This window comes from Vibrio aphrogenes (genome assembly GCF_002157735.2).
In the GTDB taxonomy this organism is placed as follows: Bacteria; Pseudomonadota; Gammaproteobacteria; order Enterobacterales; family Vibrionaceae; genus Vibrio; species Vibrio aphrogenes.
In genome coordinates this window covers 138,203-163,553 of sequence record NZ_AP018690.1, presented here as the reverse complement: position 1 = coordinate 163,553, position 25,351 = coordinate 138,203, and the positions used below count along the sequence as shown (strand labels likewise).

18 protein-coding genes are annotated in these 25,351 nt (G+C 43.0%); 11 read left to right on the top strand and 7 right to left on the bottom strand.

From position 1 onward, the window contains the following. Window positions 1-232 precede the first annotated feature (232 nt). The 3 genes from VCA1004_RS11985 to VCA1004_RS11975 all read left to right on the top strand — a co-directional run bounded on the left by VCA1004_RS11985 (window position 233) and on the right by VCA1004_RS11975 (window position 4,815). Complete coding sequence (locus tag VCA1004_RS11985; protein WP_086980691.1) at window positions 233-865, top strand: molecular chaperone TorD family protein; 633 nt, start codon at window positions 233-235, stop codon at window positions 863-865. Further along, on the top strand, window positions 846-1,367 hold the full coding sequence (gene napF / locus VCA1004_RS11980; protein WP_086980690.1) for a ferredoxin-type protein NapF: 522 nt from the start codon (window positions 846-848) through the stop codon (window positions 1,365-1,367). Before VCA1004_RS11985 ends, napF begins: the two co-directional genes overlap by 20 nt. 271 nt (window positions 1,368-1,638) lie before the next feature. Further along, a complete protein-coding gene (locus VCA1004_RS11975) occupies window positions 1,639-4,815 on the top strand; it encodes a DUF748 domain-containing protein (RefSeq protein WP_086980689.1) in 3,177 nt (1,058 codons plus the stop codon). 651 nt (window positions 4,816-5,466) lie between these two features. On the opposite strand, the gene VCA1004_RS11970 is transcribed toward VCA1004_RS11975, so the two are convergent. Continuing rightward, on the bottom strand, window positions 5,467-7,836 hold the full coding sequence (locus VCA1004_RS11970; protein ID WP_232012679.1) for a Lon protease family protein: 2,370 nt from the start codon (window positions 7,834-7,836) through the stop codon (window positions 5,467-5,469). 338 nt (window positions 7,837-8,174) lie between these two features. Between VCA1004_RS11970 and VCA1004_RS11965 the strand changes: the two genes are divergently transcribed. The 3 genes from VCA1004_RS11965 (at window position 8,175) to VCA1004_RS11955 (ending at window position 12,323) form a co-directional block, all read left to right on the top strand. Further along, window positions 8,175-8,831: a nitroreductase family protein gene (locus VCA1004_RS11965; protein ID WP_086980687.1), complete on the top strand. Its 657-nt coding sequence runs from the start codon at window positions 8,175-8,177 to the stop codon at window positions 8,829-8,831. Between the two features lie 231 nt (window positions 8,832-9,062). After that, window positions 9,063-11,909: an FAD-binding and (Fe-S)-binding domain-containing protein gene (locus tag VCA1004_RS11960; RefSeq protein ID WP_086980686.1), complete on the top strand. Its 2,847-nt coding sequence runs from the start codon at window positions 9,063-9,065 to the stop codon at window positions 11,907-11,909. Between the two features lie 165 nt (window positions 11,910-12,074). Next, window positions 12,075-12,323: a DUF3297 family protein gene (locus VCA1004_RS11955; protein ID WP_179949590.1), complete on the top strand. Its 249-nt coding sequence runs from the start codon at window positions 12,075-12,077 to the stop codon at window positions 12,321-12,323. Between the two features lie 349 nt (window positions 12,324-12,672). On the opposite strand, the gene VCA1004_RS11950 is transcribed toward VCA1004_RS11955, so the two are convergent. Genes VCA1004_RS11950 through VCA1004_RS11940 form a run of 3 tightly spaced genes read right to left on the bottom strand, consistent with a single transcriptional unit; the run spans window position 12,673 to window position 15,321 of the window. Then, window positions 12,673-13,506, bottom strand: coding sequence for an ABC transporter permease (locus VCA1004_RS11950; protein ID WP_086980684.1), 834 nt, complete (start codon window positions 13,504-13,506; stop codon window positions 12,673-12,675). Continuing rightward, window positions 13,499-14,266, bottom strand: a complete 768-nt coding sequence (locus VCA1004_RS11945; RefSeq protein ID WP_086980683.1) for an ABC transporter ATP-binding protein — start codon at window positions 14,264-14,266, stop codon at window positions 13,499-13,501. Before VCA1004_RS11945 ends, VCA1004_RS11950 begins: the two co-directional genes overlap by 8 nt. A gap of 11 nt (window positions 14,267-14,277) precedes the next feature. Then, a complete protein-coding gene (locus tag VCA1004_RS11940; protein ID WP_232012672.1) occupies window positions 14,278-15,321 on the bottom strand; it encodes an ABC transporter substrate-binding protein in 1,044 nt (347 codons plus the stop codon). 404 nt (window positions 15,322-15,725) lie between these two features. Between VCA1004_RS11940 and VCA1004_RS11935 the strand changes: the two genes are divergently transcribed. From VCA1004_RS11935 to VCA1004_RS11920, 4 genes are all read left to right on the top strand, one after another. After that, complete coding sequence (locus VCA1004_RS11935) at window positions 15,726-16,622, top strand: pirin family protein (RefSeq protein ID WP_086980682.1); 897 nt, start codon at window positions 15,726-15,728, stop codon at window positions 16,620-16,622. 646 nt (window positions 16,623-17,268) lie between these two features. Next, window positions 17,269-19,215 carry a PTS mannitol transporter subunit IICBA gene (locus tag VCA1004_RS11930; protein WP_086980681.1) on the top strand — a complete coding sequence of 649 codons (1,947 nt, stop codon included), beginning with the start codon at window positions 17,269-17,271 and terminating at the stop codon, window positions 19,213-19,215. A gap of 84 nt (window positions 19,216-19,299) precedes the next feature. Next, window positions 19,300-20,448 (top strand): mannitol-1-phosphate 5-dehydrogenase, encoded by a 1,149-nt coding sequence (locus tag VCA1004_RS11925; RefSeq protein WP_086980680.1) that lies wholly within the window; start codon window positions 19,300-19,302, stop codon window positions 20,446-20,448. Between the two features lie 53 nt (window positions 20,449-20,501). Next, entirely contained in the window at window positions 20,502-21,032 is a 531-nt protein-coding gene (locus VCA1004_RS11920; protein ID WP_086980679.1) for an MltR family transcriptional regulator, read from the top strand. A gap of 301 nt (window positions 21,033-21,333) precedes the next feature. Here the strand turns inward: VCA1004_RS11920 and VCA1004_RS11915 are convergent, their stop codons facing one another. Then, complete coding sequence (locus VCA1004_RS11915; RefSeq protein WP_086980678.1) at window positions 21,334-22,110, bottom strand: ABC transporter substrate-binding protein; 777 nt, start codon at window positions 22,108-22,110, stop codon at window positions 21,334-21,336. Window positions 22,111-22,192: 82 nt separating this feature from the next. After that, window positions 22,193-23,290, bottom strand: coding sequence for a histidinol-phosphate transaminase (gene hisC / locus VCA1004_RS11910; RefSeq protein ID WP_086980677.1), 1,098 nt, complete (start codon window positions 23,288-23,290; stop codon window positions 22,193-22,195). A 172-nt stretch (window positions 23,291-23,462) separates the two neighbouring features. Between hisC and VCA1004_RS11905 the strand changes: the two genes are divergently transcribed. After that, window positions 23,463-24,374, top strand: coding sequence for a LysR family transcriptional regulator (locus tag VCA1004_RS11905; RefSeq protein WP_086980676.1), 912 nt, complete (start codon window positions 23,463-23,465; stop codon window positions 24,372-24,374). A 43-nt stretch (window positions 24,375-24,417) separates the two neighbouring features. On the opposite strand, the gene VCA1004_RS11900 is transcribed toward VCA1004_RS11905, so the two are convergent. Then, a complete protein-coding gene (locus VCA1004_RS11900; RefSeq protein ID WP_086980675.1) occupies window positions 24,418-25,182 on the bottom strand; it encodes a hypothetical protein in 765 nt (254 codons plus the stop codon). Window positions 25,183-25,351 lie beyond the last annotated feature (169 nt).

Sequence of the window (25,351 nt, the reverse complement as noted above, 5' to 3'; positions counted from 1 at the left end):
ATTTTTTATGCTTCGAGTTATGGCGGCAATTATGGACGTACCTCTATCGGGGTACCTTGTTTTAAATCAAAGTAAAGCGGTTCTATCCACCGTATATTACGTGCTAGTGATTCAGGTAACTGCCTGAATTGAAATACGAAAGTGATAATGATTCTCACAACCATCTAGCTCATGTTTGACGTTGTTCTAAAATGAATCGAAAAAATCAATAATAAAGAAAGAGTTAAGAATTATGCCTTATCAAGAACACGCTTTAATTTCTAAAGTCCTTGGCGCATTGCTGTATTTTCACCCTTCTGAATACGCCGCTCATGGCATTGACCAAATCTTAACCTTTACTCTGCCAAATCAAGAAAATAGTCCTCTACTTGTGACCTTTTCGCAGCTAGTTGAGCAATTTAGAACCACAAACTCCGCCTCATTAAGCGAAACTCATGATGAATTCTTCTCAGGAATTGCTGATATGCCGGTGCCACCTTGGGGCTCAGTGTATTTAGATCGTGAATGTGTGTTATTTGGTGAGTCCACATCTGAATATAAACAATTTCTTACTCAGCATGGTTTTGAATTTGAAACCCAAAAAAATGATCCTTTGGATCACATTGGTTTAATGATGATGACATTAGGCGAAATCCTAGCGTCACAAGAAGACGAAACGCCCTCAGATGAATTAACGGAGTTATTAGGCACGCACATGTTGCCTTGGACACAACATTATTGCGCTCAAATTCAGCCTTTACTTAAAGACACCGCTTATGCCTCCGCCATGGCCTTAACGCAATCGTTGTTAGTACAATTAACATCCAGCTTAGCGATCCAAATTAAACCAAGACAGATTTATTTTAATGTCAATATCTCGCAATAAAGACCAACAGCCGCAGCTGAGCCGGAGAGCCTTATTCACCGGCTTAACTCAGCGTGCTCAGCAATCGCTAGAAGTGCAAGAGACGGTACAAAGAACCATCCCTCGCCCGCCGAATGCCGTCGATGAAGATATTTTCACCCGCTTATGCAACCAATGTGGTGAGTGCGAAAAATCGTGTCCAGAATCGGTCATTCGCCTTGAACATGGCTTTCCAACTCTCGATTTAGAATACTCACATTGCAGCTTATGTGGCCAATGCCAAAACGTATGCCCCACCCCGGCGCTGAGTCATACCCAGCAAGATATTGGATTGCGGGCAAGGGTTGCTGAAACCTGCATCAATGCTTACGGCTTTTGTGATGCCTGCCAAAACAGCTGTCCTTCCCAAGCTTTAGAATGGCGAGATGGCCAGCGCCCAAGCATTAACAATGATCAGTGTTCTGGTTGTGGGGTATGTCAATCTGATTGTTATCTTGGGGCAATTCACCTTATTCCTCGTTGAATTTATCACCACCTTGCCATCATAAACGACATGACCTTGATGTGAACGGCCCTTAGCTGAACACCTTGCGTCATGCCAATGTGCAAAAAAAACTAATATAATCATTGATTATCAATCAGTTAAAAACATCTATTCGACCTATCGTTTTTCCCTACAAGACAATCAGAAAAAACTCACGCTTTAGCGTTTTTAAATCCTTACTACAGCGTATAATAAGAACAAGATTATTTTTTGTTTGCCCTTTTGCAAACGGCTTTGAGGTCTCTGTTGTATGCCACTCGCTCTAAAAAATGCTTATGCGAAATTTAAGCAAGCTCCACTCGCGCTACGAATTACCAGCTATTTATTACTCGCCTATGGTTGCTATGCCATTATTCTTGGCCTTATCGTTCCCGCAACCCTTCAATCACAAGCTCCAAAACAATTAAGTGCTTTACTCGGCCGTGATGTCCATATTCAACAAATTCGTATTAACCCATTTTTATTGCGTGTTCGAGTCACAGGGTTTGATATTCAAGAGCAAAACACAACTGATGCCTTTGTAAAGTTTGACAAATTAGACCTTCAAATTGGCTTCTGGAAAAGCTTGTTAAGCCTTGCGCCCACTATTGAGCATTTTTACTTAGTGAAGCCTCACGTCACGATCGCTCGTCTTAATAATCAATCTGAGTTCAATTTTTCAGACATCATTAACACACTGGCGGCCAATGCAAGCCAGCAACCAGAAACAGTGCAAACCACAGAAGACAAACCCGGCCTACCTGCTATTCATGCCCAAGATATCCAACTCACTCAAGGACAATTTGAATATCGAGATCAACCAACTGGGGCTCATTTACAATACCAAGGCTTAGACCTTCACCTACCACAATTAGACTCTCAAGCGCTCACGATTATTAAGCCGGCCGCGACATCGGATACACAGCAAGCTAATGTTCCACCAACCAAGGCGCAGCAAAGCGATATCACCCAATCAATTAACCAATTTGATTTAAAATTAACCGGCCCAGATAACGGCGCACTGAGCTTAAAAGGTCAATTCCAACTGGCACCGTTTGCCCTTCAAGGTAAGCTGGATTTAACTCACATTACGTTGGCGCGCTTTTGGCCTTTTGCTGAAAAAGAACTCAAAGCGAAGCTGACTCATGGTCAATTGGATTTCTCCACTCAATTTGAATTAAAACAAGACGATCAAGCACTTAACTTTTCAACGCAACAAGGCCAATTTGCTCTACGTCATCTAGAGTTTAGTGACCAACAAGCGCCTAAAATCAAGCTACCTTTATTAAGCGTCAATAACATTGCTTTAGATAGCCAGCAACAAACCATCAATATCCAAAGCCTTCAATTAGATGGTTTATGGATTGACAGTGTGCTCACCAAACAAGGTCTTGATCTGCAAGGGTTGTTTGTGCCAACCACAGCGGCCACTTCCACTCCGACTGACAACTCCACATCAACAAAAGCAGTGGCAAGCAGTGACTCCGCTTCTGATGCCTCAAGTAAAGCCGCCACCGCTAACGATAAAACTATTGCGAGCTCTCCCGCGCCAGCCACAGCGCCAACCTGGGTTGTTCACTTGCATCAATTTGATATGCAAAATACCGATATTCATGTGAATGAACGCATGGTGAGTAATGGCGTGAACTGGCGAATTTATCCGTTGTCCTTGACTACGCAAGATATCTATAGCGATTTACGCTCTCCAATTGATTATCAAGTGGATGTGACCGTCAACTCTTGGCTAAAAGCAGAGCCTAAAAATACCCGTGGTTCACTGAGCAGCTCAGGAAAAGTCGATGCCAAAGCGCTAACTGCCCAAGGACAAATTGCACTGACAAATCTCGATTTAAGCCAACTGCAAACCTATCTTGACCCATATTTAAATGTACAATTACGCAGTGGTAAATTAAGTACAAAGGGTGAGTTTAGTGCCGATAGCAAAGGCCACGCGCTTTATAAAGGTAGCGCTCAATTAAGCAACCTAAACATTCGCGATAAAGTGGAATATCAGCCATTGGTAAAATGGTCCAACATGGCCATCAATAGCCTGTCGTTTGATCAAGCGAAGAATGCTCTGAACATTAATACCATCACTTTTACCGCCCCTTACGGAAAAGTCTTAATTGATAAAAATCGTCAAACCAACATTGGTAACTTGGTGAAACCGCAACCAGCAAGTTCATCCAAAGCAACTTCTCGTCAACCTGCCAGCAAGCCGATGAAAGTTTATGTTGGGCAAATTCGCATGAATAATGGTTCCGCCTACTTTGCCGATTACTCTCTTCCTACAAGCTTCCAATCAGGCATTGAATCCATTTCAGGTTATGTGCGTAATATCTCATCAACCCCAGGCACCAAAGCCACGGTTGATATCAAAGGTAAAATCAATAAATACGCACCCGTAACCTTAAAAGGTGCAATTAACCCATTGATTAAAAACCCATATTTAGATTTGGATTTAATCTTTAAGAGCGTTGAATTGACCTCGGTTAACCCTTATTCAGGCACCTATGCTGGTTACTACATTGATAAAGGCCAGCTCTCACTGGATTTAAAATACCAATTAGAAAACAACCAATTAGTGGGCGATAACCATTTAGTGATCGACCAATTACAACTTGGCGAACCGAGTGATTCTGATCTCGCTACAGGCTTACCTTTAAAACTCGCCATTGCCCTATTACAAGACCAAAACGGCGTGATTGATTTAGGTATGCAAGTCTCTGGCGATGTCAATGATCCCGATTTCAGCGTCGGTGGGATTGTCTTAAAAGCCTTAACTAACGTGATCACGAAAGCCGTAACGGCACCGTTCTCATTATTAGCAGGTCTAGCGGGTAGCGATGAAGAACTCAACCATGTTCCTTATGCCGCTGGTCATTCCGATTTATCACCTAAAGCCAAAGAGCAATTAGCCACCTTAGCCAAAGCACTCTTAGATCGCCCACAACTGACCATCAGCATCACCGGTGCCGTCGATGCGGCTACCGATAGCCGAGCTTTAGCAGAAACTAAACTACAGCAACAGCTTTTATTAGATAGTGGTTTAGATGCGCTTCCAGAAGAGGCCTCAGCCAGTACCATAGCTAAAAATGAAGATTTAACCGACAGCCTTGAAGATCTTTATGAAGAGCAACTGAAAAAAGACGTTGGAGATGAAGAAGATAAAATTGAGCAACAACTCAAGGCAGAAAGTGCCGATGGTAAAGTGAATTCAGAGCAACGACAAACGGCGCTCCACATCAGCCTTTATAACCAACTAGTAGATGCACAAACCATCAGCCAAGACGATCTCGGTAACTTAGCTGAAGAACGTGCTGGCAATATCAAAGCTTACTTAGTAGATGAACAGCAATTAAACCCTGAACGCTTATTCATCTTAGACAGCAAAACCAAATTGATCACGGATAGCCAAGGCGCCGAATTAACCATTGATGCGAAGTGATTGCCATTATTGATGCCAAGTAATTCACATTTAAGTCAATAGAGTCATTAGTTTGCGGCATGAGTTTTAACGCTCATGCCGCTTTTATTTAAATAACCTCAACTGCGGATAAGAGTGTCACAATAACAAGTCTAACCTTATGATATATAAAAGATAAAAAATCTATCAGGTACATAGGGTTGATTACTTTCTCTCAATATTGCAATTTGGGATGGCTAACAAGGCAAAATCATAAGTCAATAGCTGGCCTATTGCGTTGATTTTAACGAAGTTAGACGCCCAAAGTGCTGTATTGAGTGACTTCTAGTTATCCGCAGCTGAGGTTAAATACTTACAGGTAAGGGTTAAATGCAAAGATTCACCTCTTACTCAGCAGGTAAACTTGATGAGTGAAATCCATTACCCGAAAAAGATCACCAGCAATAAAACCACCAACGCAATAGCGCCGAAGACTTTCAATGCCAGTTTAAAATCACCACCACCATTTGGTGCTTGATTACAGCAGCCCATAGACCCTCCAATAAGGTATTTCTCTGTTAATAAAGAAATCATAAAATATAGAGCTCATAGCATAAAGCTTCCCGCTACAGGAAGGTCAATGGACGCACACTCATCGCACATCAATAAGAATCGCACATCAATAAGAGTGAATTAACGTCGTAACGCATTCAATTTAGCTTGTGTGATCCCAAAAATACTACCAACCGGGTAACAGGCATCCTCTGCCAATTCTCCTGCCGGCTTATCCATAAAGATTTCCAACGCTTGGGTCACATGCTCAATTGCCCAAATATGGAATTCACCTTTGTGCACCGCCTCAATAATATCCTTACGTAACATTAAGTTATGTACATTTGACTGCGGGATAATCACCCCTTGGGTTGTGCTGCGACCTTTGATTTTACAGACATCAAAAAAGCCTTCGATTTTCTCATTCACTCCGCCGATAGGCTGCGCTTCACCAAATTGGTTCATGGAGCCGGTGATAGCAATATCTTGACGTAATGGCAATGTTGAAAAAGCCGACACAATCGCGCACACTTCGGCCATAGACGCACTGTCACCATCAACCCCACCGTAAGACTGTTCAAAGGTGATATGGGTCGTAAGTGGAATTTTAGCGTTACGACCTAAAATCGATGCCAAATAGGCCGACAATATCATCACCCCTTTAGAGTGAATACTGCCGCCTAAATCCACATTGCGTTCGATATCGAGGATCTGCCCATCTCCAAAGGCGGTAGTAGCCGTAATGCGATTTGGCGCACCAAACATGTGGTCGCTGGTCGACAGAACGGATAAGGCATTCACCACCCCAACCGCACAACCTTCAGTTTTAATTAAAGTCGTCCCGTTGGTGAAGGTTTCCATCACGCTGTCTTGCAAGCGATTCACTCGCATTTCTTGATTAATTAAGGCCTGTTCAACATGTGAGGCTCGAATGAGGCTAGATTTTGCCCCACGTGCCACATAATTAGACTCGCGCAATAAATTGGCAATATGCGCCGAATGCAGCGACAACTTATTTTGATCGCCGGCATTACGCGAGCTATGTTCAATGATTTTCGCGATGGCTTTTTTATCGCAATGCAACATGCCGTTATCATGCACAATGCTGGAAATAAAACGTGCGTAATGCATTTCCGATTCTGGTGTGCGCTTCATTTCATCTTCAAAATCTGCGGTTACTCGGAACAACTCGCTAAATTCTGGATCGTAATGTTGCAACAATTGATAAGTGCGATAATCACCAAACAAGATGATTTTAACATCGAGTGGGATCGGCTCAGGGTCAAGAGACACCGCCCCTGTTAACGTCACTTCTTTTTCTAACGAAGTTAAGCTGAGTTGACGAGCACGCAGCGCACGTTTAATGCCATCCCACACATAAGGTTGTTCCAGCACTTTAATCGCATCCATCAATAGCACACCACCATTAGCTTTATGCATGCTACCAGGACGAATCAAAGAAAAATCAGTGAAGACGGTGCCTTTATAGGTCGCAGTTTCCACGCAACCAAACAAACTGTGATAATTAGGATTATCCTCCACCACTATAGGAAAGGTATCTTCAGGCTGGCTCACCAACACATTAATGCTATAGCGGCGTGGCAATTTACTGTCTAAAGAGGCCGATGCAATCTCATTTTGCTCATTACTCTCTTGTAAGAACTGGTCAACATTTTCAACCACATCTTTTTGTACTTCGGTTAAATACTGCTTAATCTCAGGGTATTTAGAATAGTTTTTTTTAAGATCTTTAATCAGATGAGCAAATACTTCGAGCGCCGTTTCATCATTGAGTTTTTTCATTTTTTCGCTGAAGGCTTCTTCCCATTCTGTCAACTGACGGATCATGCCGCGTAACTGGATTTCAAGCTCATCAATGGTTTTATGAAACGTCTCTTGCTCTTTCTGAGTCAGCTCTAAAAACGACTCCTCTGTGTGCACTTCTTCCTCATTCTGCATGGCGATAAATTCGTAATCGCCCTGCAAAGTAATACTTAAGCTCACGCCTTTTTGTTTGGCTTGTTTACTGATCTCTTCTAATGCCGATTGTTGTTTCTGATTGAGCTGAGTTTTCAACTTTTCCGAGCGCGAAAAATACACTTCGTTATCAAATGCCAGCGGGATCGCTTTCACTAATTTGGTTAATAATTTGTCCATATCCAAGCGAAAGGCTTTCCCTACTCCACTTGGTAATCGCAATACCTTTGGACGACGGATGTCTTCAAAATTGGCGACATAACACCAATCAAACACTTGCATATCATCCGGTTTATGCCGATTTAAATAGCGCAGCACCATGGTTCGCTTGCCTAAACCATTTTGCCCAGTCGCATAAATGTTATAGCCCTTGTCTCTGATCGACATGGCAAATTCCACGGCTTTTTGCGCACGTTCTTGGCCGACAATTTCATCAATAGGAAGAATGTCTTTGGTCGATTTACAAGGCAGCTGTTCCAGATCAGCAGGGTGATAAAGCTTGTCGCTCGATAAGCGAAGGGGGGAAGAATACATCGTCATAAGCAATCCCTACTTAATTAGTCTTTGTGATATCAGATTTACTTGAAAGGTGCTCATTTCGCATAAATCTTTTCTTGCCTAAGGACTTGGATGATAGATATGAAGTCTGCATCTTTAGGCCACTTGGGTATAAAGAATAGCTGAAATTCATTTTTATTAGAGTGATTTAAGTTCTTTTCTTGTTCAAGTGTTCATTAATTAACCACCCGATTTGGCTTGAACAAATTTTTCGAACAAAGCCATCAAATAAATCACAGTGTGAACTTGATCACGCTTGATACAATAGTCATTATCAAAAAAGCGCTTATTTTGCTGCTCATTAAGGAATAGACATGACAAACCAAATTATTAAAGACTTAGAATCTCGCTACACTGCAAAACGTTACGACTCAAGTAAAAAAGTCTCAACAGAAGACATGCAAACATTAACCGATGCGATCCGTCTATCGGCGTCTTCGATTAACTCGCAACCTTGGAAATTTGTAGTTTTAGAATCCGATGAAGCTAAACAACGCTTCCACCAAACTTTTGCAAATAAATTCCAATTTAATCAGCCGCATGCAACAACTGCCTCGCACATTATTTTGTTTGCTCACAAGCTGCAATACACCAAAGCCGATTATGAAAAAGTGATCGATAAAGGCATCGCCGATGGCCGTAATAAGCCTGAAGAAAAACAACAAGCCTTTGGGGCCTTTGCTTTCGTCGATTTAAACACCAATGAACAAGGTTTTAATGACGGTTGGACTAAATCTCAAACCTACCTTGCTTTAGGAAATGCACTGCACACTTTGGCGCGTTTAGGCATTGATTCCACCACTATGGAAGGCGTTGACTCCGAGCTAATAGGGAAAGAATTTGCTGCAGAATTAGATGGTTATGAATGTCATGTTGCTCTAGCAATTGGCTATCATGACGCCGTGGAAGACTACAATGCTAAGCTGCCAAAATCTCGTTTAGCCGCAGAAGACGTGTTAATTACGCTATAAATTTTGCATAACTGATGACAACAAGGCAGCCGTGTGCTGCCTTTTTGTGTTATCTCGCTACCGTCATGACACACGAATTAATGACGCACCAATGTTGCTGGATAAACAGACATTCACGACAAATTATCCGCTCATGACTTTAGGTTATATTCAACACGCTCTATACTGAATTCAATTCGATAATATATTGATAATAAAGATCTCTTACTGAGACAATGAGAAGCAGGAAGTATGGATATTTACTCGCAACTAGCGCACGCCTTGGCCAAGAGAATCGACGCCTCTCGTATCATCACTCAACACGATCAATGTTTAGCTTATGGCACAGATGCCAGCTTTTATCGCTTAATACCCAAAATCGTATTACGGCTCAAAGATCTTGAAGAAGTGCTCTATACCATGCGCTGCTGCCGCACATTAGAACTGCCATTTACCTTCCGGGCAGCAGGCACGAGTTTATCCGGGCAAGCAATTTCTGACTCAGTATTAATCACCTTAACCGATGATTGGCGTGACTATCATATCCATGAAAATGGACAGCGTATTTCTTTACAACCTGGGGTCATAGGAGCAGATGCTAACCAATATCTTGCACCATTCGGACGAAAAATCGGCCCCGATCCAGCGTCCATTAATGCCTGTAAAATTGGCGGAATTGCCGCTAATAATGCCAGTGGCATGTGTTGCGGGACTGCGCAAAACTCCTATCAAACCGTAGAGAGCATGAAAATTGCGTTTTCTGATGGCAGTATTTTAGATACCGGTAATCCAAGCAGCATTCAATCGTTTAAAAATCTGCATCCTAAATTCCTTGCGCAAATTGCCGAACTGGCAGAACAAACCAAAGCCGATCACGAACTGGCACACTTAATTCAGCACAAATATCGCCTCAAAAATACCACAGGCTATGCCATTAATGCTTTGGTCGATTTCAGCGATCCTATTCAGATCATTCAACATTTGATGATCGGCTCTGAAGGCACATTAGGCTTTATTGCCGACATCACTTATCACACCGTTGAAGACCACCAACATAAAGCGTCTGCCTTGCTGGTGTTTGCAGATATTGAACAAGCCAGCCAAGCAGTGAGCGCACTTGCCAATACCCATGTGGCTGCGGTTGAGATGATGGATGGACGTTCTTTACGCTCGATAGCCAACAAGCCGGGCATGCCCAGTTTTATCACACAACTCGATCTCGAAGCGGCGGCGTTACTCATTGAATCTCATGCCACCGATGAGCACGCACTGCACGCTCAATGTGATGCGATTTTAGCGCGAGTTCAACCATTCAATATTATTCAGTCGGTGTCTTTTACTCGCGATCCAAATATCGTTGCGAACTTATGGAATATTCGTAAAGGGCTTTTTCCGGCCGTTGGCGCAGTACGAGAAGCAGGCACTACGGTCATTATTGAAGACGTGGCCTTCCCCGTCGAACACTTGGCGCAAGGCGTGCGCGAATTACAGCAACTCTTTGAGCAATATGGTTACGATGAGGGCATCATTTTTGGTCATGCGTTAGATGGCAACCTGCACTTTGTCTTCACTCAAGGCTTTGAAGACCCAAAAGAAATTGAGCGTTATGGCCAATTTATGGATGACGTCACTCAACTGGTGGCGGTCAAATATCAAGGTTCACTGAAAGCCGAACACGGCACGGGCCGCAATATGGCCCCTTATGTGGAATTGGAGTGGGGTAAACAAGGCTATCGCTTAATGCAAGAAATTAAGCGCCTGTTTGATCCACAAGGTTTGCTCAACCCAGGCGTGATCATTAATAACGATTCGGATGCCCATTTAACCCATCTCAAACCGATGCCACAAGCCGATGACTTGGTTGATCGCTGTATCGAATGTGGCTTTTGTGAAGCGGTATGCCCTTCTCGCACTTTAAGTCTCTCGCCTCGCCAACGCATTGTTCTGTATCGAGAGTTACAACAGCAAAAACGTGACGGCAAAGCCAGTGCCTCAGAATTAGAAAAGCTCTTTCATTACCAAGGTATTGAAACATGCGCGGCAACAGGACTGTGCGAGCAGCGTTGTCCGGTCGGCATTAATACCGGTGACTTAATCAAAAAATTGCGCCGCCAACAATACCCACAAGCCCCTTTAATTGCCCGCTGGACACACGAACACTTTGCTCGCACCACCAGCACCCTTCAAACGGGCCTCAAGATCAATCATATTCTGCGCAAATTGGTAGGACCGCGGGTTCTCTCTGGTGTCAGCACTGGGATTCGTCAACTCAGCAGACAGCGAGTGCCACTTTGGCTTCCTGAAATCCCCGATGGTAATCACCATAAACTGCCGATGGACACCCAAAAAAGAGCCGCCCAAGATCGTTTCAAAATTGCCGATGTCCAGCATCGCAAAGTGGTGTATTTTCCCTCTTGCATCAGCCGCACTGCCGGCTCCAATAGTGGCGCCGCCGAGCTCACCAAAGTAACCATGTCGCTACTCAAAAAAGCTGGCTTTGATATCATTTTGCCTAAAAATTTAAGCGCTCAATGTTGTGGTATGCCTTATAAGAGCAAAGGGTTTGACGAATTAGGTGATAGCAAAGCCAATCAATTAGAAGAGAAACTTTGGCAAGCCAGTCACCAAGGTTTGTACCCTATTTTAATGGATACCAGCCCGTGCGCTAAACAAAGCTTAGAACAATTTAGTAAGCCTATGTCGGTGTTTGAGCCTTCTGAATTTGTGATGAAGCATCTCACGCCTTATCTCCACTTCACGCCACTTAATGAAACCGTCATGCTGCATATTACCTGTAGCACTCGAACCTTAGGTCTCGCTGATACCATGTTAACGCTGGCGAAGCAATGTGCTAAAACGGTAGTGGTGCCACAACACATTCAATGTTGTGGCTGGGCAGGTGACAAAGGGTTTAATACTCCTGAGCTCAATGCGGCGGCGCTGGCCCCACTCAAACCACAAGTGCCAACTCATTGTAGCCGTGGATTTAGTAATAGCTTAACCTGTGAAATTGGCTTATCACATCATAGTGGTATTCCCTATCAATCCATTTTGTATTTGGTGGATGAAGCAACCTCACCTTTACCACCTTCACAATAGGAAACGCATGAAATTATTGCTCTTAAAGGCGACGGAGTCGGGTTGGTATGAGCACTTGATGCCGTCTTTCAGTGTAAGGCATCATTTCGACCTTGAGCCAACCGCTTCCCTTGTCTACAATGGCGCTCTTTGATTTCCCTTTATAATAAAACATAGGCAATGACCATGAGCGAGACTAACCAAAAGCCAGCATTACCGGATCACCTAGCAGGCAATCCACGCAGCCCACACTATGTGGCTGAATGCTTTGAATACCCAATCGGTATCCGTTTTAACGGCAAAGAACGTACCGATGTAGAAGAATACTGCATTAGCGAAGGTTGGGTAAAAATTGCCTCTCCAAAAGCAAAAGATCGCTTTGGCAACCCAATGCTGATCAAACTTAAAGGCACAGTAGAAGCGTATTACCAATAATCGTTACTGACTAAAGCTAACATGTTAAAGAGGCCACATCTTGTGAAGTGGCCTCTTTTTTATCGCTTGAATATTCCCGTTCAGATAAAGAAAGTTATTAACCTCAACTGCGGATAAGAGTGTCACAATAACAAGTCTAACCTTATGATATATAAAAGATAAAAAATCCATCAGGTACATAGGGTTGATTACTTTCTCTCAATATTGCAATTTGGGATGGCTAACAAGGCAAAATCATAAGTCAATAGCTGGCCTATTGCGTTGATTTTAACGAAGTTAGACGCCCAAAGAGCTGTATTGAGTGACTTCTAGTTATCCGCAGCTGAGGTTTATTAACCTCAGTTGAAGTTTATCGCCACTTCAACAGGTGCTTTTCTATTTGCGTTATGATGAAACTGATCATGACACCTAAGAGCGATAAAATTGCCACCCCTGTAAATAAACGTTCTAAGTCATACAGAGAACCCGCCTCAAGAATATACGCTCCAATGCCGTATTCTGCGCCCAGCATTTCTGCAGCGACCAATAAAATAATGGCGATGGCAAGACTCACTCGTAAGCCTGATAAAATTCCCGGCATGGCTCCCGGCAATACAATTTTGCGCACAATCGAAAACCACGACATGGAAAAGCTTTGCCCCATGCGAATCAATGAACGATCGACATTATCTACCGCGCCATAAGTTGCTACTACAGTTGGGGTAAATGTTCCAAAGGCAATTAAAGCGTATTTCGACGCTTCATCAATACCAAACCAAATCACAAACAGTGGCAATAACGCAATTTTAGGAATCGGGAAAATCGCCGAAATCAAAGGCACCAAACCGGCTCTTGCCAATGAGAACAAACCAATCATGATGCCTAAGCTGATCCCCAAGAATACACCTATGGTCGCGCCGACCGCTAAGCGGGTTAATGAGGGGATTAATTGTTGCCACAGCTGACCACTTTGATATAAATCAACAAAGGTATGCCAAACATTAGAAGGTTGAGGTACGGTCAATGAAGAAATGACACCGCTTCGAGTCCCCATTTCTAACAGTGCAATCAAGGCAACAAACACCAAAAAGCCAACCCAAGGTTTCGCTTGCGGGGCAAAACCACCACCACGAAATGGCACTGGGGTTTGGTTGTGTACGTGAGATTGGTCAGCCTCAACGTGTCCTGCAGAAAGCTTATCCATCAATTAACTCTCCTTCTGCCGCCATGGCTTCTTCACGCATCAATTGCCATAAGTAAGCTTGTTTTTCTGCTAATGCCGGATCACTGTTGTGTCTTTCATTTAATGGCGTCTCAATATTAACGACTTCATGAATGCAGCCCGGCCGACGAGATAACACCACAATTTTATGCCCTAAACGCACCGCTTCATTGAGATTGTGAGTCACATAGACTGCGGTAAAAGGCGCATGACTCCACAGATTCACTAAATCGTCCATTAACAGCTCACGAGTTTGGCTATCCAGTGCTGAAAGCGGTTCATCCATTAACATCACTGCCGGTTTAACCGCCAACGCACGCGCAATCGCCACTCGCTGCTTCATGCCACCAGACAATTGTTTGGGCAGAGCTTGACGAAAATCCGTTAAATTCGTGCGACTCAATACATCGGTAATGATCGACGCTTGTTGTTGTTTATTCAATTTATGATCTTCTAACACTAGACTGATATTGCCTTCCACCGTACGCCAAGGCAGCAGAGCAAAATCTTGAAAGACATAAGTCAGCGGATTTAAGCACTCTTGTGGAGGTTCTCCCACTTGTAAGATCTGCCCTGAGCTGGCCTGCTCCAAGCCACCAATCATGCGTAATAATGTGGATTTTCCGCATCCTGATGGGCCGACAATACACACAATTTTTCCGGTAGGAATATCTAATGAGATGTCTTGCAATACCGGCATCTCGCCATAATGGTGACTGAGATTTTCAATGATTAAATTCATTCACTTAAACCTTATTTTTCAGCGCCTGAATCGTTCACTGTTTTGACATAGCTGGTATCAACAATATCGCTCAGTTGAATATCTGCTTTGACCATCTTCTCTTTTTGTAACCAATGCAGTTGGCTTTGTAGAGAGCTCATATTGAGATAATTACCGGCATTTAAGCGCATCGAACCATTAATAATGCTAGGAGCGGCTTTTTCGATGGGTTGATCGGTATAAATATATTGATGAATTAAGCTTACCATTGCTTGCGGGCTGTCCGTTTTATCAATCATGGCCGCATTATAATCTGCCGCTCCTTGCGCTAAGGCGGTTAAAAACGCTTGAGTTTGTGCCCGTTCTTCTTTGGCATTTTTGGTCGAGGTAAAGATGGTAGTCACTTGATAATGGGGTAAGAAATCCGACACATTACCAATAATATGAATAGCGCCGCTTTCGGCTAATGGTTTGGCAATATGAGGCACGATAGACCAAGCATCCACTTGCCCAGTTTTTAGTGCACCAATAATGGCACCCACTTTCTGTAATGGCTTGTATTTTAAAGTGATACCTTCTTGCTGCTCAAGTTGTGAACCCACATAATGAAATGACGAACCGGATTGAGAAATCGCCCAGCTTTTACCATCCAATTTCGAAGGATCGGTTAAACCTGCCTCATAAGCTTTATTGGAGACCACAATTTTCTGACCGTCAATATTGGGATCTTCTGACAAAGAACCCCCAATCACTTTGATTGCCCCTTTATCAGCTAATGAAATCAATCCACCCGACATAGCGGTTACGGCGTAATCCACATCTCCTGAAGCCACTGCGACTGCCATAGGTTGCGCTGCTTGGAAAAACTTCAGCTTAACATCCAAACCTTGTTGTTTGAAATAGCCTTTTTCAACCGCTACAAACGTGGCCGCATGGCTCGTAAAGCGCAATGCTCCTACGGTGATTGACTTCTCTGCCGCATCAGCAACACCACTAGCAAGAGTGGCGATTAACGCGAACGAAGTCAGCGCCTTACAAACAGGCATTTGGGGGTTGGCAGCTTGAATAATCGACATGGCAATTCCTTTTGATACTTTATTATTCTCGTTTATTTCCAAGATTGCGTTACGAATGACGCTTTGGTGAAATCCTTCACACCTTATTAATTAACGGCTTGACTGGTTTATCTGGTGATAGACCTAGAATGTTTCTAATGGTTAAAAACGCTCACAAGCTATTAATACAGGAGAGTTATCTCTTGTTAAACTATGTCATTTCTATTACTGAATCAATGGTCAATAACACATCTCTTTAACATTGCCTTTTCATGGCCTACCTGCACTCATTCAAATTTTTCGAACAAGTTGATGTACCGCTGTCGCTCTTGTTTACGATTATCTTGGTTACACTCCTTACATCACAGATTAAACGGTGACACAGATTAAACAGTATCACTGCTAACACAATGAGCGAGGTGACTATGACTGCAACAGCGATTCGTGAGGTTCGTCTGGTGATGCAATCTCAACCCACATCCGATGGCGATGGGGTGAAAATTCAACGTATTGCGGGTTTTAATAATCGGCATTTTTCTCCCTTCCTTATGATGGACGAGTTGAAGGCTGACGATAAAAAAGATTATGTGGGTGGTTTCCCTCCTCATCCTCACCGTGGTATTGAAACCTTAACTTATATGATGAATGGGCATTTTCAGCACCAAGATCACATGGGCAATATCGGAGAGTTACGCAGTGGTGGAGCGCAATGGATGGCAGCCGGACAAGGTGTGATCCACAGTGAAATGCCAATTATGGAAGAAGGGCAATTGCATGGCTTTCAGATTTGGATAAACCAACCGGCACGCGACAAAATGCAACCGGCTAAATATGTGGATTTTCAGCCTGAAACAATAACAGAAGTCACGCTTGAGCCACATAACCTAATCCGAGTAATGGCAGGTGAACTCGACATCAATGGTCAGGTTTGGCAAGGCCCACTCACCGATACAGGGGTTCCCGCCACCGTTGCCGACTGGAAAGCGCAATTAGGTAGTCAGATCCAGCTGAAGGTGCCTTGTCAGCATAATGCCATGATTTATGTGTATAAAGGCAGTGCAAAGGTGTTGGGTAAAACGCTCAAACAATCGGACTTTGCGCTATTACCTGCAACAAGCCCTAGCTCAGTAACCAGTCATAATCCAGTCAGCTATCACGACGAACTGCTACTTGAAGCGACAAGCGAAACCGGATTGTTGATTTTTGCCGGGCAGCCGATTGATGAACCCGTTGTTCATTATGGACCATTTGTCATGAACACCATGGATGAAATTCATCAAGCGATAAACGATTACCAAAGCGGTAAGTTTCATCAATATTGATCACGATACCAATCCCATAAGGTCACAGAATATTCACATCCACAATTGAGCAACTCGTTCTACAATTTAAAGAGTCGTTAACCTAAGTGTTATGACTTTTGTGCTTCTGATTCGCATCATAATAAGCCACTCCCTGCTTTTTCCCTAAAGAGCAGGGATTTTTTTATGCGATATACACTGCCAAAATCACGCTTATCAACATATTCATCTCAATAATCAAATTGAAATAAAACTACACTTTATAAACCACATTTGTTCACAAATTATTTCACTATGTAAAATAAATTAACCATAGTGACGCAGATCACCCTAAAATTTAGCCGGAGGTTAGTTAATAGCTAATTAGTGATGTTGATCACAAAATATATAATGCTGGCTTCGAGGTGTTTTGTGATTCAGATCACAATAAAAATTGACGTTAAATTGAAATTAACGATTTGTAAGGAAATTACAGTGAATTAATGCAAAGTAGATCGCATAAAATTGAACAAAACAGGGGTAAATCGTGATCTTGCTCACAAAAAACCCGTCATCAGTTCTTATTTAAAATTGTGTGGTAAATTGATTGGGTACTAAGCAACTAAATACGGTTTTCGCGGACCGTTACCACAAAAAAATAAATTAAGAACATCAGACGGGAGTCGTTATGATATCACCAGATGCTAAGATCAAGATACAAAATTTTGGTCGTTTCCTCTCTAACATGGTAATGCCTAACATCGGTGCGTTTATCGCATGGGGGTTTATTACTGCCTTATTCATTCCAACTGGCTGGCTACCAAATGAAACGCTAGCTTCAATGGTTGGCCCGATGATCACGTACCTCCTACCGTTACTGATCGGTTATACCGGTGGTAAATTAGTCGGTGGTGAGCGTGGTGCGGTTGTTGGTGCCATCACAACAATGGGTGTGATTGCCGGAACCGATATTCCAATGTTCATGGGTGCCATGATTGTTGGTCCTATGGGTGGCTGGGCAATCAAAGCGTTCGATAAACGTGTTGAAGGCAAAGTCAAAAGCGGCTTTGAAATGTTAGTCAATAACTTCTCAGCCGGCATTATCGGTATGATCTGTGCGATCATCGCCTTTATGCTGATTGGTCCTTTTGTGAAAGTATTATCAACCACGTTGGCGTCTGGTGTTCACTTTTTAGTTAACGCCCATTTATTACCACTGACATCTATCTTTGTTGAACCTGCGAAAATCCTATTCTTAAATAACGCTATCAACCACGGTATTTTCTCGCCACTAGGTATTCAACAAGCGGCAGAAACTGGCCAATCTATCTTCTTCTTAATTGAATCAAACCCAGGTCCAGGCTTAGGCATCTTATTGGCTTACATGTTCTTTGGTAAAGGTACGGCAAAACAAACCGCAGGTGGTGCGTCTATCATCCATTTCTTTGGTGGTATTCACGAGATTTATTTCCCATACATCTTGATGAACCCGCGTTTAATCTTAGCTGCAATTGCTGGTGGTATGACAGGTGTATTTGTTCTCATCACCTTTAATGCCGGTATCGTTTCTCCTGCATCTCCTGGTTCTATCTTCGCAATCTTGTTGCTGACTCCAAGCAGCTCTTTGCTTGGTGTGGTGAGCTCAGTATTAGCCGCTACTCTCGTGTCCTTCGCCGTTGCCGTTGTCTTAATGAAATCACAACGCACAACTGAAGAAGATGGTGATGAAGCCGCTCTAGATAAAGCCACCGCAGAAATGCAAAACATGAAAGCCAATGCGAAAGGTCAAAACGCAAGCTCTTCAAACAACCAAATTGATATGGCCAATGTAAGTAGCATTATCGTGGCTTGTGACGCTGGTATGGGCTCAAGCGCAATGGGCGCAAGCTTACTACGTAAAAAGGTTCAACAAGCCGGTCTGGATATCCAAGTGACCAACCTTGCTATCAATAATTTGCCAGAAGGAGTCGACATCGTGATCACTCATAAAGATTTAACTGACCGTGCTCGTAAACACGCGCCAAATGCACACCACATCTCACTGGTCAATTTCCTCGATAGTGAAATGTACAACCAACTGGTCACTCAACTGCTTTCGGCACAACGCCCAGACGCAGCCAATGACAACCAAGCCGTTAAAGTCTCTATCTTAGCGGCCAATGACGACAGCTATGAAGAACAAAACCCATCCGTTTTCAGCATTGAACGTAAAAACATCTGCTTAGGATTAACCGCAGCCAATAAAGAAGAAGCGATTCGCTTTGCGGGCAACAAATTGGTTGAACTGGGTTATGCCGAACCAGAATACGTCGATGCGATGTTTGAACGTGAAAAATTAGTTCCAACTTACCTTGGTGAATCCATTGCGGTTCCACACGGTACAGTCGAAGCGAAAGATCGCGTCATCAAAACAGGCATCATTATTTGCCAATACCCTGCCGGTGTTCAATTTGGCGAAGATGATGATGAAGTTGCAAAACTCGTTATAGGTATCGCGGCTAAAAATGATGAACATATTCAAGTAATCACTACGATCACCAATGCGTTAGATGACCCAGAGGCCATTGACAAGCTTACTTCAACGACCGACGTCGAAGAAGTACTCGAGATTTTGCAAAGCAATCAAGCCGCCTAATTTGTGGAAAAAGAGGTTTGGTGTTCCCTATAACATCAAGCCTCACCTAACCCAGTTTTTAATTGATAATCGTAGGAATTTATTATGAAAAATGCAGTTCATTTCGGTGCAGGCAATATCGGTCGTGGCTTTATTGGCAAACTACTTTCTGATGCCGATGTCCAAGTTACCTTTGCGGATGTTAATGCCCCATTAGTCGATCAAATCAGCCATAAGCAAGAATACAAAGTCAAAGTTGTTGGCGCAAATTGTCAAATAGATACAGTTAGTCATGTGACTGCGGTAAACTCTGCCAGTGATGATGTGATTGACCGCATTGTGCATACTGACTTAGTGACCACAGCCGTTGGCCCTAACGTCTTAGATATCATTGCAAAAACCATTGCGGCCGGCATCACAAAACGTTTTGAAAGCGGCAACGAAAAACCACTAAATATCATCGCTTGTGAGAATATGGTACGCGGCACCACTCACCTAAAAGGCGAAGTGTATAAATATCTAGATGAAAGTCTGCACAGCAAAACCGATGAGCTAATTGGCTTTGTAGATTCAGCCGTTGACCGTATTGTTCCCCCTGCTGAAGCGGCGAACGATGATCCACTTGAAGTAACCGTAGAAAGCTTTAGCGAATGGATTGTGGATGAGAGCCAATTTAAAGGCGAAGTGCCTAATATTGAAGGCATGGAAAAAACGAACAATTTGATGGCTTTTGTTGAGCGTAAACTGTTTACCTTAAATACGGGTCACTGTATTACGGCTTACCTTGGTTGCTTAAAAGGACATAAAACCATCCGTGAAGCCATCGAAGATCCAGAGATTTATTTTGATGTAAAACAAGCGATGTTTGAGAGTGGTGAAGTATTAATTCAACGCTACCAATTTGACCGAGAATTGCACGCCGCTTACATCAATAAAATTCTAGGCCGCTTTGCCAACCCATATTTAGTCGATGAAGTGGATCGCGTTGGACGCCAACCACTACGTAAACTAGGGGCTAACGATCGCTTAATCAAGCCTTTACTTGGCACCATCGAGTATGGCACTGAAAATGGCGCGTTATTAAAAGGCGTTGCAGCCGCTTGTAAATACCGTAATGATACCGACCCTCAAGCGGTTGAGTTACAAAAGGCTATTCAAGATCAAGGCATTAAAAAAGCATTAGCGCATTATACTGGCCTTGACGAAAATAGCGTTGAAATTCAAAAGATTGAAAAACTATACCAACAATTATAAACGCCCCAATTTAGGAGCCTAACCTTAGGCTCCTAAAACAATTAGAAGACGTAATGAGCGAAGAATTAAACGAAACAGACATTCTTGAACGATTGCAACAATCCCCAACCGTTCGAGGTTTTTTTATCCAGACCGTCGAGATTTTTAATGAGTCAATAGATGCACTCATTAAAAGGATCTTCCGTAAGGATAATTTTGCTGTGCAATCGGTCGTAGGCCCCTTATTGCAAGACTCAGGCCCACTCGGTGATATCACCGTGCGTCTAAAATTATTGTTTGGACTGGGTGTGCTACCTGACGATATTTATCATGATATTGAAGACATCATCAAAATCAGAAACAAACTCAATAGCGATGGCTCTGAGTACGAGTTTACGGATCCTTCCATCATTGCCTACTTACAAGGGCTCAAACTCATCAAACGAATGAATATGGTTTCTCTGCATGTGGCAGAGCCGGATGATGATATCGACCTAAGTTTCTATCAAATGCAGCTACAACGCCAACAACAAGTCATCAAATCAGGTCTTTCCTTGGCCATTGTTGAGATTTGTAATGAACTTAAAAAAGACAGCCCATTTTAAGATTGTTGCGCTATTTTATCCCCCTCCGTATCAAAACGACACTATCAACTCATCACACCATTGGGCAGTTTAAGCCCCGAATAACACACTGATAAAAAAGCGACTGAGATAAACGCTCAGTCGCAAGTTATTAAGATGATTAAGTAGCCTTAGCTGGAAAAGACCTAGAAGTCCCTCAATACCGCACTCTGGCCATCTCACTTCGTTAACATATCACTTTCGTCAGCATCAATATCATTGGGCTATAGGACTATAAGGCCATGGCCAGTCCGCAGCTGAAGTTAAAGTGCCTCAAAGTCAATTAATCACCATAAATATCAAAGTTAAAGTATTTGCTGGCAATCTGCTCATAAGTACCGTTTTGACGAATCGTTTCAATCGCTTGGTTAAAAGCATCGGCTAATTGCTTATCTTGTTTGCGCAGCGCTAAAGCTGTGCCTTCCCCTACATACGCTTTATCGGTTACCGGCGCACCTGCAAGCTCAAACTCTTTACCCAGAGGCTTATCTAAGAAAGCCAGTTGTAATTGATCGGCATTACTAAAAGCGACATCTAAACGTCCACTTGCCAAATCGAGATACACTTCATCTTGACCTTTATAACGCTTAATATTAGCGACATCACCAAATTTTTCAGTCACATAAGTGTCGTGGATAGTGCCAAGCTGTACCCCAATATTCTTACCCGTTAAGCCTGCTTTATCCATTTGATAATCAGCATTCTTTTTGGCGACAAAACGCGCTGGCGTTTGATAATACTTATGCGTAAACAAGACCCGTTTTTTACGCTCTTCAGTAATGCGCATCGAAGCCATGATCACGTCGGCTTTTCTGGCTAACAAGGCTGGGATCAACCCATCCCAATCTTGTGACACCCACACACATTGAAAATTGGCTTCTTTGCATAACGCATCAGCAATTTCGATATCAAAGCCCGTTGGCTGCCCTTGTTCATTTTTATAATTAAACGGTGGATAGGTAAAATCGGAAGCCAAACGCACCACTTTTTGCTCTTGTGATTGAGCCGCTCCAGCGAACATCAGCATACACATAGAAGCGAGAGTCAGTATTTTTTTCATCATAAGTCCTTTTATTTTTTCATTATTCTGCAAGCAAAATTTAAACCCGCGTATCAAATCACACGAAGGTTAATTCTATGTATTAATAATTCTGTAAAACGCGTAACACGGTATCCATGCTCTCTGCTGAGCCAATGGAAATTCTCACGCACCCTTGCACACTTTCTTCATGGGCAGGGCTGCGAGCCACGACACCATGATCCAGCAAATATTGATAGAAATTGTCATTCCCCTTAAAACGAATCAACACAAAATTGGTGCTCGATGGGTAGATTTTATCGACTATCGACAATTGACTTACGGCATGGATAAACTCATCTCGAATAGCTATCAGTTGCGTGGTTTGTTGCTTCATTTGCGCCACGCCAGAAGCCGATAAAGCTTTTAACGCAATCTCAGCACTCGGGTCGGCGATGGGATAAGGGGCAACTAAACGCGCGACATAAGACATCACACTTGAATCAGCAATTAAAAAACCCACTCGAATGGCGGCTAACCCAAAGGCTTTTGATAAGGTTCGGATCACCACAAGGTGTGGATACTGCGCCATTAAATGCAATACACTCGTGTGTGGCGCAAATTCAATATAAGCTTCATCAACCACCACCAGAGCTTGTTGTTTGGTCGCTTCTAATAAAGTCACCACATCCTGCTGGTGTAACACATTACCGGTTGGATTATTCGGCGAGCACAAAAACACAATGCTGGTGTCCGGCAACTGCTTTGTTATTTCAGGTAAGTTCAATTGAAACGATTCGGTTAACGGAACAACCGCCGTAGTGATACCGATAGAATCGGCGCAAAACTCATACATTCCATAAGTAGGTGGGCACACCAGAATTTGGTCATTACCCGGCTGACAGAAAGTTCTCACTAACAGATCAATCGCTTCATCTGCACCGCGCACTGCCATGATTTCACTTTGGCAACCTAAGGTAGCTGCGCCATATTCACGATACGCTACCGCTAAATCGGTCGGTAAGTAATCTGGATAACGATGATAATGGGAATTGGCACCGTCTTGTCGTTCACCATATTGGCAACAAGTTTCTAATTCATTGGCATTAAGCCAAATTGTATTTTCCGTTTTGTCCATGTCACGAGCGATACGTCGAGCCGATTGATAAGGTATGAGTTTTTTTATCGAATCTGGAACCAACTTTTCTACCAATGCCGTCATGCCCTTTTCTCCAATCGAATACAATAATGAACTTAAACCAATTAAATGAATTTAAATTCAAGTTTTAAGCATAAATAATTTATTTCTTTATACTATATAAACAATGGTTGAAATAAAAAGCGAAATGAAATCATACTAGTCATGATAAAAAATCATAGCTAATGGATGAGATATGTACCAAAAACTTCCGTCAATGAAAGAACTGCATGCCTTTTTCGTCACTGCCGAAACACTGAACTTTACTGCCGCGGCCAATCGTTTGAATGTGACACAAGGAGCGGTCAGCCGCCAGATCCTGTCCCTTGAAAACCGGCTAGGAGTAACCTTATTCCATCGTCATGCTAGAGGGCTGAGTCTCACCGCTAAAGGAGCGGAATGGCTTCCCTTTGTCGAACAAACGCTGAGTTATCTGCAACGTTCAATCGAACACATTGCGCATGATAAGCAAAAAATAAAACTCAAAGCGCCCAGCTGCATTACAACTTGGTTATTACCCAAGCTGATGAACTTTCAACAAAATCATCCTGATGTCGATGTCGAACTCACTTCATCTATCAAACATAATGTGAATTTTTCCTCAGAGCCTTTCGATGCCGCGATTGGTTATGGCAACCTAGATGCTCTCCAAAACCAAGGTCATGATTTACGCTTTAGCAAACTATTTGATGAAGTCTTAACGCCAGTTTGTACGCCCAGTATGCTGAATGAACACGGCACTCTCGACACGTTAGCACAGCAAACTTGGCTCCATGCCACACCGGAACAGTCCGACTGGCGCTTATGGTTAAAAGCCTTGGCTCAGCAACAGCAAGACCCAAGTCTTGGGCAATTAAAAGGCAAAAAAAATCAACATTTCGCCACCTTGGATCTCTCTGTTAATGCTGCGATACATGGCTTCGGTCTTGCCATTGGTGACATCACCTTAGCCTCGCAAGACCTCAAACTAGGTCGTTTAGCAACACCTTATTCACTCCACGTCCCCTCAGGAAAAGCTTATTACTTTATTTGCCCTAATGCTTCACATAACCATAAAGGCAATCTTCTTAATATTGAGTATTTATTGACAGCCTTATTAGCCGATTAGTACAGATGATTGAGTGCAGACAGCCAGCGCCTTTGCTGGTGTTTTAAGCCCGCCACAATACACTGGGTAAGGCGAGCACAAACCACCAGCCCATTGAGAGCAACGCCGTGATCAGAATAAAACTGGAGACATTCACCGACCAATTAAACGCTGCCAGCATCCATTGTTGGTGAAATAAATTGCAATATAAAGACACAGCCCACAAGAGTGAAATCAATACACTCACCATCACCGCCCCTTTTAAAGCATTCTGAAAATCGGTACGACTTGGAATGCAATGAAAGCAAATCAACGAGGCGAATAATACGCTTAAAATGTAGCGTTGAGAGCTGAGTACTTGTTGTAAGAACCATTGGCAGGTCTCCCAAAAATAAGATAACGCCGCCCTACTCACCGTATACACATTCGCAACATCAACATCGAGCACAAATTGTGGTAAACGCGGGATCGCCATGTAATGGTAAAGAGCAACAATCACAGCAAAAGCACTGCCGAGCGGCGCTAACGCAATAAAAATCCCCCCAAGAGATTGATAGAAAGAACGTCGATTCCAATTATGTTCAACATACCCTAATCGACCATCTTTACCGACTTGAAACCAACAAATCTTATGAATTTTATGCCCAAAAATCAGCGCCATTATTGCATGAGAAGCTTCATGAATTGGGGTACCAATAACCGCTGAGAGGTAAAACAAAGATTTAGAAAGCGGATTGCCGAAGATCTTCGACACAAAAAGCCGGGTAAAAAGGTGATGAACACCAATCACAGCACTAATAACAGCAAGCAATACCCATAAACCAATCATAATATTCTTCAAATTGAGTCACGAAAGTCGCTATTCTAACGTAAAAGTACGATTCATGGGGGAGAGAAAAAGCGACCAGCCACTTTATCCGTAGCTTATTTTAACGGTACATCCTTGCAGCTGCGCATCGCTTTTATTAGTTTTGTTGGGTCGTTTTTTGAGTTTCGGG

What these genes read in the sequence shown, in the direction of transcription:
- VCA1004_RS11985 (WP_086980691.1), top strand. Translation starts at nt 233, where the DNA reads ATGCCTTATCAAGAACACGCTTTAATTTCTAAAGTCCTTGGCGCATTG.
- napF (WP_086980690.1), top strand. Translation starts at nt 846, where the DNA reads ATGTCAATATCTCGCAATAAAGACCAACAGCCGCAGCTGAGCCGGAGA.
- VCA1004_RS11975 (WP_086980689.1), top strand. Translation starts at nt 1,639, where the DNA reads ATGCCACTCGCTCTAAAAAATGCTTATGCGAAATTTAAGCAAGCTCCA.
- VCA1004_RS11970 (WP_232012679.1), bottom strand. Translation starts at nt 7,836, where the DNA reads ATGTATTCTTCCCCCCTTCGCTTATCGAGCGACAAGCTTTATCACCCT.
- VCA1004_RS11965 (WP_086980687.1), top strand. Translation starts at nt 8,175, where the DNA reads ATGACAAACCAAATTATTAAAGACTTAGAATCTCGCTACACTGCAAAA.
- VCA1004_RS11960 (WP_086980686.1), top strand. Translation starts at nt 9,063, where the DNA reads ATGGATATTTACTCGCAACTAGCGCACGCCTTGGCCAAGAGAATCGAC.
- VCA1004_RS11955 (WP_179949590.1), top strand. Translation starts at nt 12,075, where the DNA reads ATGAGCGAGACTAACCAAAAGCCAGCATTACCGGATCACCTAGCAGGC.
- VCA1004_RS11950 (WP_086980684.1), bottom strand. Translation starts at nt 13,506, where the DNA reads ATGGATAAGCTTTCTGCAGGACACGTTGAGGCTGACCAATCTCACGTA.
- VCA1004_RS11945 (WP_086980683.1), bottom strand. Translation starts at nt 14,266, where the DNA reads ATGAATTTAATCATTGAAAATCTCAGTCACCATTATGGCGAGATGCCG.
- VCA1004_RS11940 (WP_232012672.1), bottom strand. Translation starts at nt 15,321, where the DNA reads ATGTCGATTATTCAAGCTGCCAACCCCCAAATGCCTGTTTGTAAGGCG.
- VCA1004_RS11935 (WP_086980682.1), top strand. Translation starts at nt 15,726, where the DNA reads ATGACTGCAACAGCGATTCGTGAGGTTCGTCTGGTGATGCAATCTCAA.
- VCA1004_RS11930 (WP_086980681.1), top strand. Translation starts at nt 17,269, where the DNA reads ATGATATCACCAGATGCTAAGATCAAGATACAAAATTTTGGTCGTTTC.
- VCA1004_RS11925 (WP_086980680.1), top strand. Translation starts at nt 19,300, where the DNA reads ATGAAAAATGCAGTTCATTTCGGTGCAGGCAATATCGGTCGTGGCTTT.
- VCA1004_RS11920 (WP_086980679.1), top strand. Translation starts at nt 20,502, where the DNA reads ATGAGCGAAGAATTAAACGAAACAGACATTCTTGAACGATTGCAACAA.
- VCA1004_RS11915 (WP_086980678.1), bottom strand. Translation starts at nt 22,110, where the DNA reads ATGAAAAAAATACTGACTCTCGCTTCTATGTGTATGCTGATGTTCGCT.
- hisC (WP_086980677.1), bottom strand. Translation starts at nt 23,290, where the DNA reads ATGACGGCATTGGTAGAAAAGTTGGTTCCAGATTCGATAAAAAAACTC.
- VCA1004_RS11905 (WP_086980676.1), top strand. Translation starts at nt 23,463, where the DNA reads ATGTACCAAAAACTTCCGTCAATGAAAGAACTGCATGCCTTTTTCGTC.
- VCA1004_RS11900 (WP_086980675.1), bottom strand. Translation starts at nt 25,182, where the DNA reads ATGATTGGTTTATGGGTATTGCTTGCTGTTATTAGTGCTGTGATTGGT.